Annotated in this window: 15 protein-coding genes, 1 pseudogene and 1 other annotated feature; of the genes and pseudogenes, 4 read left to right on the forward strand and 12 right to left on the reverse strand. The window is 38.5% G+C overall.

Translation table 11 applies throughout. The annotated features are described in order from the left end of the window. Positions 1-50: 50 nt before the first annotated feature. From AAFQ93_RS07470 to AAFQ93_RS07505, 8 genes are all read right to left on the reverse strand, one after another. The gene (locus AAFQ93_RS07470) at positions 51-911 is read right to left on the reverse strand and encodes a methionyl aminopeptidase (protein WP_049525847.1); all 861 of its coding nucleotides are present in this window, start codon (positions 909-911) and stop codon (positions 51-53) included. A 14-nt stretch (positions 912-925) separates the two neighbouring features. Continuing rightward, on the reverse strand, positions 926-2,203 hold the full coding sequence (gene spxR / locus AAFQ93_RS07475; protein WP_373114255.1) for a CBS-HotDog domain-containing transcription factor SpxR: 1,278 nt from the start codon (positions 2,201-2,203) through the stop codon (positions 926-928). Continuing rightward, positions 2,196-2,747 carry a GNAT family N-acetyltransferase gene (locus AAFQ93_RS07480; RefSeq protein WP_375555066.1) on the reverse strand — a complete coding sequence of 184 codons (552 nt, stop codon included), beginning with the start codon at positions 2,745-2,747 and terminating at the stop codon, positions 2,196-2,198. Before AAFQ93_RS07480 ends, spxR begins: the two co-directional genes overlap by 8 nt. Positions 2,748-2,763: 16 nt before the next feature. Then, positions 2,764-4,023 (reverse strand): UDP-N-acetylglucosamine 1-carboxyvinyltransferase, encoded by a 1,260-nt coding sequence (locus tag AAFQ93_RS07485; protein WP_045763439.1) that lies wholly within the window; start codon positions 4,021-4,023, stop codon positions 2,764-2,766. A 420-nt stretch (positions 4,024-4,443) separates the two neighbouring features. Then, positions 4,444-4,737 carry a 50S ribosomal protein L27 gene (rpmA, locus tag AAFQ93_RS07490; protein ID WP_000916509.1) on the reverse strand — a complete coding sequence of 98 codons (294 nt, stop codon included), beginning with the start codon at positions 4,735-4,737 and terminating at the stop codon, positions 4,444-4,446. Between the two features lie 16 nt (positions 4,738-4,753). Beyond that, positions 4,754-5,098 carry a ribosomal-processing cysteine protease Prp gene (locus AAFQ93_RS07495; RefSeq protein WP_373114260.1) on the reverse strand — a complete coding sequence of 115 codons (345 nt, stop codon included), beginning with the start codon at positions 5,096-5,098 and terminating at the stop codon, positions 4,754-4,756. A 15-nt stretch (positions 5,099-5,113) separates the two neighbouring features. Next, complete coding sequence (gene rplU, locus AAFQ93_RS07500; RefSeq protein WP_373114262.1) at positions 5,114-5,428, reverse strand: 50S ribosomal protein L21; 315 nt, start codon at positions 5,426-5,428, stop codon at positions 5,114-5,116. A gap of 35 nt (positions 5,429-5,463) precedes the next feature. Beyond that, positions 5,464-5,643, reverse strand: a sequence feature (ribosomal protein L21 leader region). 64 nt (positions 5,644-5,707) lie between these two features. Continuing rightward, positions 5,708-6,394, reverse strand: a complete 687-nt coding sequence (locus tag AAFQ93_RS07505; RefSeq protein ID WP_373114264.1) for a YoaK family protein — start codon at positions 6,392-6,394, stop codon at positions 5,708-5,710. Between the two features lie 145 nt (positions 6,395-6,539). Between AAFQ93_RS07505 and AAFQ93_RS07510 the strand changes: the two genes are divergently transcribed. Together AAFQ93_RS07510 and AAFQ93_RS07515 are read left to right on the forward strand one after the other, a co-directional pair. Then, positions 6,540-7,517 (forward strand): Gfo/Idh/MocA family protein, encoded by a 978-nt coding sequence (locus AAFQ93_RS07510; RefSeq protein ID WP_373114266.1) that lies wholly within the window; start codon positions 6,540-6,542, stop codon positions 7,515-7,517. Next, entirely contained in the window at positions 7,514-8,596 is a 1,083-nt protein-coding gene (locus tag AAFQ93_RS07515; protein ID WP_375555079.1) for a DEAD/DEAH box helicase, read from the forward strand. Before AAFQ93_RS07510 ends, AAFQ93_RS07515 begins: the two co-directional genes overlap by 4 nt. 115 nt (positions 8,597-8,711) lie before the next feature. Here the strand turns inward: AAFQ93_RS07515 and AAFQ93_RS07520 are convergent, their stop codons facing one another. Beyond that, positions 8,712-9,089 (reverse strand): DUF1934 domain-containing protein, encoded by a 378-nt coding sequence (locus tag AAFQ93_RS07520; protein WP_373093602.1) that lies wholly within the window; start codon positions 9,087-9,089, stop codon positions 8,712-8,714. A gap of 71 nt (positions 9,090-9,160) precedes the next feature. Between AAFQ93_RS07520 and AAFQ93_RS07525 the strand changes: the two genes are divergently transcribed. Further along, the gene (locus AAFQ93_RS07525) at positions 9,161-10,465 is read left to right on the forward strand and encodes an HD domain-containing protein (protein ID WP_375555080.1); all 1,305 of its coding nucleotides are present in this window, start codon (positions 9,161-9,163) and stop codon (positions 10,463-10,465) included. Positions 10,466-10,477: 12 nt separating this feature from the next. Then, positions 10,478-11,284: a sugar-phosphatase gene (gene yidA / locus AAFQ93_RS07530; RefSeq protein WP_375555081.1), complete on the forward strand. Its 807-nt coding sequence runs from the start codon at positions 10,478-10,480 to the stop codon at positions 11,282-11,284. A gap of 38 nt (positions 11,285-11,322) precedes the next feature. Here the strand turns inward: yidA and AAFQ93_RS07535 are convergent. From AAFQ93_RS07535 to AAFQ93_RS07545, 3 genes and pseudogenes are all read right to left on the reverse strand, one after another. Beyond that, a pseudogene (locus AAFQ93_RS07535) lies at positions 11,323-11,421 on the reverse strand (peptidylprolyl isomerase); the annotation flags it as partial. Between the two features lie 92 nt (positions 11,422-11,513). Next, a complete protein-coding gene (locus AAFQ93_RS07540; protein WP_006149384.1) occupies positions 11,514-12,242 on the reverse strand; it encodes an ABC transporter permease in 729 nt (242 codons plus the stop codon). Beyond that, a complete protein-coding gene (locus AAFQ93_RS07545; RefSeq protein WP_029689695.1) occupies positions 12,239-12,988 on the reverse strand; it encodes an ABC transporter permease in 750 nt (249 codons plus the stop codon). The genes AAFQ93_RS07540 and AAFQ93_RS07545 overlap by 4 nt, the downstream gene beginning before the upstream one ends.

Below are 12,988 nucleotides of genomic sequence, written 5' to 3' on the forward strand. Positions count from 1 at the left end.
ATTTATTTTCAACTTGAAAGAATCAAAAAAGGAGCTCAGCTCCTTTTTTTTTAATAAGTTCCCTCTTCACCTTGACTTGTCAAGATTACAGGCCCATCTTTAGTAATAACAAACTGATGCTCGTACTGACATGATAGTCCACCATCGATTGTTTTATGTGCCCAACCTGTTTTCATATCTGTATCGATTTCCCAATCACCTGTATTGATCATAGGTTCGATTGTCAAAACCATACCTTCACGAAGGCGGAGACCGCGACCTGCGATACCATAGTTAGGAACCATTGGTTCTTCATGCATAGTTGGACCAACGCCGTGTCCTACAAGATCACGAACAACGCCGTAACCACGACTTTCAGCATATTCCTGAATAGCAGCTCCAATATCTCCAATACGGTTTCCTACAACAGCTTTTTCAATACCAATGTACATAGCTTCCTTGGTCACGTCCATTAAGTTTTTAACTTCTTCTGACGGTTTACCAACAGCGTATGCCCAACAAGAATCTGCCAAGCCGCCCGTAAAGTTTTGAGTATATTTTTTCATCTGCTCAACGTTGTTAAAGTTGAGTTTAGAAACATTGAGGTCAGACTTAGCGATTGGCCCACCAAGAACCATATCAACCTTCAGCAAATCGCCTTCCTTCAAAATATAGTGGCGTGGAAAAGCATGGGCTACTTCGTCATTGAGTGAACAGCAAGTGGCATAAGGATAATCCATCATTGCCCCATCAACACCGATTTGTAGTGGAAGGAAATTTTCTTCTTTACAACGACGACGCACATATTCTTCTACTTCCCACATATCTACACCTGGTTTGATGATGTCACGCAAACCGATGTGAATACTGGCAAGAAAATCGCCAGCTTTATCCATTGCTTCGATTTCTCTAGCTGATTTTAATGTAATCATGTTTTCTCCTAGTTTTAATTAATTTTTACAGTAACATTTGCTTTTGATACGATTTGATGATTGATGTAAATGTCATAGTCAATAATAGCTGACCTTCTCGTATGATGAATAATTCTAGCCTGAATCCGCAAGGTATCATCAATCTGAACAGCTTGTAAGAAATAAATCAACATTTGTTCAATGATGAGGTTACGTCCGCTATTCACAACCAGATCTTGTGTCATATGGGTCAATATTTCTGAAAGAACTCCATTTGCAAGGACTCCATTTTTTTCCAACATAAATGGTTCAACCGTAATGACAACTTCGTCATGGTGGTAAGATAACTTCTGACCAACCTGTTCTGAAAATGTTGGTAAAGCTGAAACTTGAGAGCGACTCATCTTTTCCATGACATCCCGTCTAGTAATGACACCAAGTAAGGTTTGATTGCTTCTCACAACAGGTACCATTTCAAAGTCTTCAGCAATCATTCTCTGGCTAACGTTAGCGATATTCGTCGCTAAACCAGTCATATAGACAGTCCTTGTCATGACCTTATCTATCGTTGTACCAGGTGATTTATCTCCAGCATCACGCATAGTAACTACACCAACAACAACCTGATGCTGATTGATGACAGGGAAACGGCTCGTTCTATTCTTACGAACCAAGTCTAGATAATCTTTGACAGTATCCGTTTCCTGTAGGAAACCATATTCATGACTGGTACGATAGATTTTTTCAACCGTTAAAATATCTGTCTTAATCTGAACATTAGACAAAGCTCTGTTGATCATAGTCGCAATTGTAAATGTATCATGCTTACTGCGTAATACTGGAATATTTTTTTTATTAGCATGGTTCAAAACATCTTCATGAACTTCAAATCCACCTGTTACCAAGACAGCATTTTCATTTTCAAGTGCTAATAACTGAATACGTGTTCGATCTCCTACGATAAGTAAGCCGCCATCATGAAGATAAGAAAGAATATTCTTTTCAGTCATCGCTCCAATGGAGAATTTACTAAATTCTCTATCCAATCCAGTTTGACCAGCTAAAACTTCCGAGCCTGTGACTTCTGCAATTTCTGCGAACGTTAATTTCTCAATAGCTACTTTTTTTGACTTTACACGTACTGTTCCACTTCGAGGACGTGTTTCAACAAGTCCCCTATTTTCAGCTTCTTTGATAGCCCGATATGCCGTACCATCACTTACTCCCAGCCGATTTGAAATACTACGAACACTAACACGCTTCCCAATTGGTAATTCTTCCAAGTAGGCTAATATTTCTTGGTGTTTACTCATTTAGATTTCCTTTTGTATAACGGAATTCTAGATAATCCCGCATCTTTCGGGTATAACGATCGCTACCTTTAAAACGACGATAAAGAACAAAATCTGATTTTTCTGCTACTTTCTGACTAGCAGCATTTTCTAGATGTGTCACAATCGAAAGTTGCTTCAATGCAAACTCGTTCATGGATAAATCTCGTAATTTGGTAACTGCTTCAGTCATATAACCGTGAGACCAATAGTTTTTCTTTAAAAAATAGCCAATTTCTGCTTCTTTCTTAATTTCATCAAGCTTTTCAAACTTGATAGCTCCAATCATTCTTTGCTCTTTTTTATCACAAATAGCCCAAATCCCCAAAGGTGATTTCATAAAATAATTGGCAAGAGCATACTGACTTTCTTCAATACTTGCTTGTGCAGGAAAGATAAATTGAAGATTTTCAGGATCCGATGCAAGTTGATGAAAATCATCTACATCTGTAAAAAAGAAGGGACGGAAATATAAACGTTCCGTCTCATAGAAAGAAAATTTTGCTAATTTAGTCCAGATATTCATTGCAATCCTCAAATTGCTAATCTTCGATTAGCTCAATATCTGCTCCAAGATTACGCAATTTTTCGATAATATTCGAGTAGCCTCGAAGGATGAATTCAACATTGGTAATCTCTGTTTTTCCTTCAGCCATCAAGCCAGCAATAACTAAGGCAGCTCCAGCACGTAGATCTGTTGCCTTAACTTTTGCACCCTGCAAAGGATTTCCACCCTTATAAAGGATGTGGTCGTTTGTTGTTGAAATATCTGCATTCATTTTGGCTAATTCAAAAACATGGTTGACACGCTTTTCATAGATTGTATCAATCAATGTGCCACGACCTTCTGCTTTTAATAGCAAGGGAGTAATAGGCTGTTGAAGATCTGTTGCGAAACCTGGATAAGGAGCTGTCTTGATATTAACAGCCTTTAGATTTGTTTGCTCTTCGACGAAAATACTGTCTTCAGAAACAGTCATGTGAACACCCATTTCTTCAAGTTTAGCAATAAATCCTTCTAAATGCTCATAAAGTACATTATTAATTCGAATCCCATGACCTACTGCAGCTGCCATTGAAATATATGTACCTGCTTCGATACGGTCAGGGATGACTTGGTGGCGTGTCCCATGCAAGCTATCCACACCATCAATTGTAATCATATCTGTACCTGCTCCACGAATGTGAGCTCCCATATTGTTTAATAATGTAGCCACATCAATGATTTCAGGTTCGCGAGCAGCATTTTCAATAACTGTTCGACCTTTAGCTTTTACTGCTGCTAGCATCGTATTGATTGTTGCACCAACACTAACAGTATCCATATAGATATGCGCACCATGTAGACTTGATCCTTGGGTTGAGAGATTCATATTATCTCCCTCGTAGGTTGTCTTAGCTCCCATAGCTTCAAATGCTTTTAAGTGCAAATCAATCGGACGTGGTCCTAGGTCACACCCTCCAGGCAAACCTACAGTTGCTTCACCAAAACGACCTAAAAGACTACCATAGAAATAATAAGACGCACGCAAGCTATTAATTTTACCATAAGGCATTGGTTTATTTTGAACACCACGAGGATCAATCTCAAGAACATCGTCATAACGCTTGACACTAGCTCCCATAATTTCCATAATCTCAATAAGGCTAGCTACATCAGAAATGTCCGGAACACAATCCAAAATCACAACATCATCTGATAAAATAATGGCAGGAATCAAGGCAACGACACTATTTTTAGCGCCACTAATCGTAATTTCACCTTTCAATGGTCTCCCACCGTTAATGACAATTTTTTTCATTTTATACTCTTTCACTATTTATTAAGAAGGTCTCACCCTATATTATACCATATTTCTTACTAATAGCCAATCCTATAAAAAAATTAGGCCCAGAACTATCTTGATATTAAAGACGATAACTTTGGTTATATCAGTTAGAATTATCATACTTATCAAAGCTAGTAAAAATCTTCCTAGCCTGTAATTTTAAGGCTTGCAACAAAATTTTTACTGTACATTTTTTGTTTGCGATTGGGTAAAGAAAGACAGGCTTATTAAGTATATGCAATAGTATTCAACTTTTAAAAATAAGAAATAAAACCGATGATATTGTACAAAAATTTTACATAAAAATCATTTTGGGTACCAAAATGGGTATCAAAACAAAAAAATAGGCTCTCCGAAAACTCGGAAAGCCTTATTTAATGCTACTTAGAGCGATTATTTAGCGATTGGGTAAACAGAAACTTGTTTTTTATCGCGACCTTTACGTTCAAAGCGTACTACGCCTTCAACTTTAGCGAACAAAGTATCGTCTCCACCACGTCCAACGTTTACACCTGGATAGATGTGTGTACCACGTTGACGGTAAAGGATTGATCCACCAGTTACAGTTTGTCCGTCAGCTGCTTTAGCTCCAAGACGTTTAGCTTGTGAATCGCGTCCGTTTGATGTAGAACCTCCACCTTTTTTGTGGGCGAAAAGTTGCAAGTTGTTAAGAGTCATTTTTAACATAATGTTTTCCTCCGTGTTAGTTTTCTGTGATAACTCTGGTTTGGACGAACTCAGAAGAGTTCTCCGATAAGTTTGCCATACCTAAGAAAAATGATTCAAAAAATAACTGAGTCATTTCTCTCTGATGTGAAGGAAGATCTCTGGGAATTTCAACCATAAGATAGCCACCTTCATCTTCGTTTAATTCTAAGATTGGTTCATAGCCTGCAAATTTCTCAATGGAATTGATAAAGTTAATGGCAAGCGTAGAAACCGATGCACACACGACATCAAAGCCGTATTCGCCACTCTCGGCGTGTCCAGTAATTTCCGCACTCCTCAGCTCGCCATCTTCGGCTCTCTCAAAGACTGCTTGTATCATGTGTTCTCCTTAAAATTAAGCGTTGATTGCGTTGATGACAACTTTTGTATATGGTTGACGGTGACCTTGTTTACGGTGGCTACCTTTTTTAGGTTTGTACTTGTAAGTAACAACTTTCTTTTGTTTTCCTTGTTTTTCAACAGTTCCAATTACAGTAGCTCCAGCAACAAGTGGAGTTCCGACAACAGTGTTTTCACCACCAACAAGAACAACTTCGTTAAAAGTAACTTCTTGACCAGCTTCAACGTTCAATTTTTCAACGTAGATTGCTTGACCAACTTCAACTTTAACTTGTTTTCCGCCAGTTTTGATAATTGCGTATGTGCTCATTATGCACCTCCTATGATTTTTTGGGGTTTCCCCGTATTTTTGTGAAGACTCGCCTAGCATCGTGGGACGAACCACTTAAAAGAAGAGCTCTAAGTATAACAAAGAATAAACTAGGAATTGAGCCGAAGACATAACTTATGTTAGGCAAGGCGATAATGACGAAGTTTAAATTTGTTATACGACGAGCAACGATGTTCGTGCGGTTGCACAGGATCGTGCATAGTCAACTCCTCAAGTATAGCATGATTCCTAATTTTTGACAAGTATTAATCATCGAATTTAAACTTTTTCTCCAACTTTTTTCCTCCAAGATGCAAAAAGCATACTTAGATAAAAAACACTCATCATGATTGGAATCCCTAAAATTGTTTTTTCTTTATAAAAAATACTCAGATAAGCTGATACAACAACTCCGAAAACGAAGCTAGATAGTAGGCTGACAAAGATAAGACCTTCTCGTAAAAAAGGAGTATGTTTTGTGCGAACATATTCCCCAAATGCTAACATGGTTCGTTTGATATTACCAGTCATAAAAGCATTGTTATATGCGATTCCTGAAACTTCTCCAAATGCTGTTGTTACAAGTCCCATACAAAAGGCTAATGGTGGTACTATGTATATATTATCAACCGTCAAGGGAACAAATCCTATAATCAAAGATAAAATTGCTAGTGGAATAAGGGATAGAATTGGTTTTCTTACAAACCGTAACTTTTCTTTATAGACTGTCAAGAGGAAAACACCTACCATAAAGGAAATCAAAGTCATTACCTTGGCACTGGCATCTGAAACATTGTCTTGAATGAGACCAACGGAAAGGAAAACGACATTACCCGTTTGACCTGCAACTAGAGTATTCCCACGTATGATAAAGGTATAGGCATCTACATAGCCCGCACAAAAAGTCAAAAAAAGCGCCAATCTTTTTGAATGACGAGAAATTTTTCTCATAGGTAATAATCTCATACTACACTCCTATTTTTTCTGAATCTATTGTACCATTTTTTGATGAAAATTCGAAGTATCAAATAAAAGAATTGCCTCCCTTTGGCTAGTTTAGTTTATCTGTGATATAATGAAAGCAGTCATTACTTGTAGAAAAGGAGATTTCATGCTTAAACTCGGTATTATCGGTACTGGTGCGATCAGTCACTACTTTATAGATGCTGCTCATGCTAGTCAGGAATTCCAGTTGGTCGCTGTTTATTCAAGAAAGCTTACGACTGCCCAGCAATTTGCTAGTTCCTATACAAATGTTAGTCTATTTGATAATTTAGAGGATTTCTTCCAATCTGAATTTGATGTTGTCTATATCGCAAGTCCCAATTCTCTGCATTATAGTCAGTCTAAAAAGGCCTTATCTGCTGGTAAACATGTTATCCTTGAAAAACCTGCTGTGACTCAACCCCAAGAATGGCAAGAGTTAATTCAAATAGCTCAGGAGCATCACCGTTTTATCTTTGAAGCAGCCCGTAACTATCATGAGGAAGCCTTCACAACTATTAAAAACTTTTTAGTAGATACGGAGGTTTTAGGTGCAGACCTCAACTATGCCAAGTATTCTTCTAAGATGCCAGACCTTCTTTCTGGAAATACTCCGAATGTCTTTTCAGACCGTTTTGCTGGTGGGGCTCTCATGGACTTGGGAATTTATCCGATCTATGCTGCGGTTCGCTTATTTGGAAAAGCACTCGATGCGACCTATCAAGCTCAACAACTTGACAACACTATTGATCTAAACGGAGATGGTATCTTATCTTATCCCGGTTATCAAGTCCATATCAAGGCTGGTAAAAATATTACTTCTAATCTGCCTTGCGAAATATATACAACAGATGGAACTCTGACGCTCAACACTATCGAACACGTTCGATCAGCTATTTTCACTGATCATCAAGGTAATGAAACACATCTACCTATTCAGCAAGCACCTCACACCATGACTGAGGAGGTCGCTGCTTTTGCTAACATGATCAAGCAGCCAAACCTAGAACTTTACCAAGCTTGGTTGGATGATGCAACACACGTCCATAAGCTACTTTACACCATGCGCCAGACTGCTGGCATTAGATTTGAGGCAGAAAAATGAAAACCAAACTACCAACTGAATGGCTAGAACTCCTTGACCAACTCGGCTTTCAAGAATTCACACCTATTCAAATTCAGCTTTTTGATCCGATTTTAGACGGTCAAACCCTTCTTGGAGTCAGTCCAACTGGTACAGGTAAGACTTTAGCTTATCTCCTACCAAGTCTTCTTCGTCTCCAAAAGAAAAAAGCGCAACAACTATTGATTTTAGCACCAAATACTGAACTGGCTGGTCAGATTTTTGAGGTAACTAAAACCTGGGGTAAGGCAATCGGATTAACAGCTCAGCTATTTCTATCAGGTTCGAGTCAGAAACGCCAAATTGAACGACTAAAAAAAGGACCAGAAATTTTGATCGGAACTCCCGGTCGTATCTTCGAACTGATCAAATTGAAAAAAATCAAGATGATGAATGTGGAGACTATTATACTTGATGAGTTTGACCAGTTGCTAGATGACTCTCAAATCCACTTTGTAGAAAAGATTACTCACTACGCACCTCGCGACCACCAACTCATCTATATGAGTGCCACTACCAAGTTTGATCAAGATAAGATTGCGCCTAACACGCGCACCATCGATCTCTCTGATCAAAAGTTGGACAACATTCAACACTTCTACATGCAAGTAGATCAACGTCATCGAGTAGATATGCTTAGAAAACTGGCACATGTCGAAGACTTCCGTGGACTGGTATTCTTCAATAACTTGTCAGATCTTGGAAGTGCTGAGGAAAAATTGCAGTATCGTGATGTTTTAGCTGTTTCACTAGCTAGCGATGTCAACGTCAAATTTAGAAAAGTTATCTTAGAAAAATTCAAAGATAATCAGCTAACACTACTTCTTGCGACAGACCTTCTAGCTCGTGGTATCGACATTGATAGCCTGGAATGCGTGATTAATTTTGATGTCCCTAGAGACACGGAAACTTACACTCACCGTGCGGGTCGGACAGGACGCATGGGTAAAGAGGGATATGTTATTACCCTCGTTACACATCCAGAAGATCTTAAAAAACTTAAGAAATTTGCAAGTTTACGTGAAATCGTCTTGAAAAATCAAGAACTATATATCAAATAGAGGCTGGGACAAAAATCCCAACCTCATTTTTTATTAGTAAAAATATTTTGCCTGCTAGCTGATTTGGAACTAGGAAATCGAGACTTTGTCTATCGATTTCTCCTCCAACGACTTTTTATCCCCAGGTAATTTCTAAGCGATAGTCCGCAAATGGATTTCCTTCTTTGTTTTGTAGTTGATAGGCTAGCTCAATCTTTTGTTGTTCAACTTGATAATGACTTGTTTGGATGATAAACTCCTGTATCCCCATTGGTGTAGGAATATAGGCTAAACTATCATTTTCCTTCAGAAAACGCATGATGGTCTTGGGGTTGGAAAATCGAGACATCACCAACTCTGTATCATTAAACTTGAGTACCACTTTTTCCTTCTCTTCATTGTAAAAAAGGAGATAGGAAAAATCACCTTTCTCACGTAACTCAACGTCATAAAGTTGGTCGATCACTTCCAATTGTTCATCAAATTGGATGGTATTTCTCATTCGAATCTTCACTTCAAGTCCTCTTTCTTCACTCTTATCCTACTATTTTACCAAAAACTGTGGCTTTTTGCTATAATGGTTTTATGAATGAAAAAGTATTTCGTGACCCTGTTCACAATTATATCCATGTTGATAATCAGATTATCTATGACTTAATCAATACCAAAGAATTTCAACGGCTTCGTCGTATCAAGCAGCTCGGAACATCCAGTTACACCTTTCATGGTGGAGAACATAGTCGTTTCTCTCACTGTCTGGGTGTTTACGAGATTGCACGACGCATCACCGAGATTTTTGAGGAAAGGTATCCTAAAGAATGGGATCCTTCGGAGTCCCTCCTGACCATGACTGCAGCCCTCCTTCATGACTTAGGACATGGTGCCTACTCTCATACCTTTGAAAATCTCTTTGATACCGATCATGAGGCGATTACGCAGGAAATTATCCAAAGCCCTGAAACAGAGATTCACCAGGTTCTTTTACAGGTAGCTCCAGATTTCCCTAAAAAGGTAGCTAGTGTTATAGACCATACTTATCCAAATAAGCAGGTGGTCCAATTGATTTCGAGTCAAATCGATGCAGACCGCATGGACTATCTCTTACGTGACTCCTATTTTACAGGGGCTTCTTATGGGGAATTTGACCTAACACGTATCTTACGAGTTATTCGCCCTATCGAAAACGGAATTGCCTTTCAACGAAACGGGATGCATGCCATCGAAGACTATGTTCTTAGTCGCTATCAAATGTATATGCAGGTATATTTCCATCCAGCAACACGTGCTATGGAAGTACTTCTGCAGAATCTTTTGAAACGTGCTAAAGAACTTTATCCAGGAAACAAGGACTTCTTTACACTTACATCCCCACATCTACTGCCATTTTTCGAAAAAAATGTTAGCTTAGCTGACTATCTATCTTTGGATGACGGAGTTATGAATACCTATTTCCAACTATGGATGACCAGTTCTGACAAGATTTTAGCTGACCTGTCACAACGCTTTGTCAATCGCAAGGTCTTTAAATCAATCACCTTTTCACAAGAAGATCAAGAACAGCTTGCATCTATGAGAAAAATGGTAGAAGATATCGGCTTTGAGCCCGAATATTACACAGCTATTCATAAGAACTTTGACCTTCCTTATGATATCTATCGCCCTGAATCTGAAAACCCACGAACTCAGATTGAGATTATACAAAAAAATGGAGAACTAGCAGAACTCTCTAGCCTTTCTCCTATCGTTCAATCCCTTGCTGGCAGTCGCCACGGAGATAATCGTTTCTATTTCCCAAAAGAAATGTTGGACCAAAACAGCATCTTCGCAAGCATCACTCAGCAATTTTTACACTTGATTGAAAACGATCATTTCAAACCAAATAAAAACTAAAAGAGGAACTATATGAGTATTAAACTAATCGCCGTCGATATCGATGGAACCCTTGTCAACAGTCAAAAGGAAATCACTCCAGAAGTCTTTTCTGCCATCCAAGATGCCAAACAAGCTGGTGTTAAAGTTATGATTGCAACTGGTCGCCCTATCGCAGGAGTTGCCAAACTTCTAGACGACTTAAAATTAAGAGATGAGGGTGACTATGTAGTGACCTTCAACGGTGCCCTTGTCCAAGAAACCGCTACAGGTCATGAAATTATCAGCGAATCCTTGACTTACGAGGATTATCTAGATATGGAATTCATCAGTCGTAAGCTCGGTGTCCATATGCATGCTATTACCAAGGATGGCATCTACACAGCCAATCGCAATATCGGAAAATACACTGTTCACGAATCAACCCTCGTCAGCATGCCCATCTTCTATCGTACACCTGAAGAAATGGCTGATAAGGAAATCGTCAAGTGTATGTTTATCGATGAACCGGAAATTCTTGATGCTGCGATTGAAAAGATTCCAGCAGAATTTTACGACCGCTACTCTATCAACAAATCTGCTCCTTTCTACCTCGAACTTCTCAAAAAAGGTGTAGACAAGGGTTCAGCTATCACTCACTTAGCTGAGAAACTTGGTTTGAACAAGGATGAAACTATGGCTATCGGTGACGAGGAAAATGACCGTGCCATGCTTGAAGTTGTTGGTAACCCCGTTGTTATGGAAAACGGAAATCCAGAACTCAAAAAAATTGCCAAATACATCACTAAATCTAATGACGAATCAGGCGTTGCTCATGCCATTCGAACTTGGGTGTTGTAGAAGAAATGGATACATCAAAAACCGCTCAGCAGAGCGGTTTTTGATGTCTGATTACTGCCAAGATTGCAGAGAATAAAGCTAGTTGCAGCCACTGCTCCAACACTAATTAAGGATTTAGTTTTGACTTTATTTAACATCTTAGACCTTCTTTCTATAAAAACTAGGTCAAGCATACCAGATAAAGCTTGGAGCTTTTATCACAAGAAAAAGACTCCGAAGAGTCTTCGCATTACTTATGCAATTCTTTATTACTCAATGTATGAAAAATCCCCCACAGAAGAATATTTACAATGATAAACAGCAATATTTCCACTAAATTAAAGTCTATCAAATTCCGTGACCGCATTGCCACCATAGCTTGGGAGTAGGGATAGATTAAAGATAATTTATCAGATACAAAAATCATCATGAATCCTACGAAAGTACCAATAGAACCAATTCCCACAGATTTACTAAAAACACGAGTTTTAGCTGTCACAAAAAACTGTACTGCCATCATACTAATTGTTCCAAAAATCCCCAATAAATCCCACTTAAGGTAGGTGAACAAATTAGAAATTTCTAAATGAATTAGGTGAGCACTGACATAAAAAATACCAAACAAGAACAACTGTAAAACAGCAATAAACAAGATAATTACTATTTCTTTTGCCAACAATAATTTCCCAAGACTGACATTATTAGCTCTGAGAAATTCAATATTTTTCCTATCAAACTCTTTTCCTAACATCATGGCTACATAAATGCTGACCAAAATCGGAAAGAAAAGCTGGCTATAATAGAAGGTCAATTGTCCCCATAAAACAGGCACTTTTTCACTTTCTGCAACCATAGAATAAGCTGCACCTAAGTAAATACCAAGACCAATCAGGCTACAAAAAGCTAAGAAGAAAATACCAATCATCAACATGGAAAATTTTTGGGTTTTCCGCCATTCTACTGATAGATAAGACATCATAGCTTGCCTCCTTTCTTTTCAACTAGATAGAGAGATAAGAAGAGATAGATTAGGGCTATTGGCAAATATGTAAAGAGTTTAAATCCTAGGTTTGTCGCCAAAACATAACTCACTTGACTGGCGACTTTCTGGTAATCCACCAGAGACAGATATGCTATACCACCAAATGGGAAAATCAGCTGTAGAAAAGCTGTTGCATGACCAAATCCAACTCCAAGAAATCCTCCGAAAATCCCTAATGCCATTATCAATGCCTGCTTTTTCAGTAAAAACTGCAAAGTCAAAAACAGACAGGTTAAGACAAAAGATGCTAGCAAGAAAATGACGATTTGCCAGAGGATTAGGCTAACAGGCATTTCTAGACCAGAAAAGTTTGCAATCAACTGGACTACTACTCCCTCCAAAATAGCGAGAAAGGTCAAAACGAACATAGTCAGGCCAAGCTTACTCAGAAAGATATGCCGTACATTTTCACCATTTGCCAAAAGCAGTTTGAAAGTGTTGCCCTCCTTCTCGTTCTTGACAATCCGGGATACAAAGAGAGCAATCACGATAGGGAGAATCAAGCCATTTACTTCTTTTATCATATAGAAAATTAGGTTAATCTGGTGCATGTCTGGATTACTTAGGTAACGTGTAGCGGCTGCAATTGCCCAAGCAAATCCGACTCCCATAACTAGTATGATAATGAAGAAGGATTTGGTTCGTTTTGCCTTGAGCAATTCAATAGACAAATTATTCAACAT

Source organism: Streptococcus nidrosiense (assembly GCF_042140045.1).
Taxonomy (GTDB): Bacteria; Bacillota; Bacilli; order Lactobacillales; family Streptococcaceae; genus Streptococcus; species Streptococcus nidrosiense.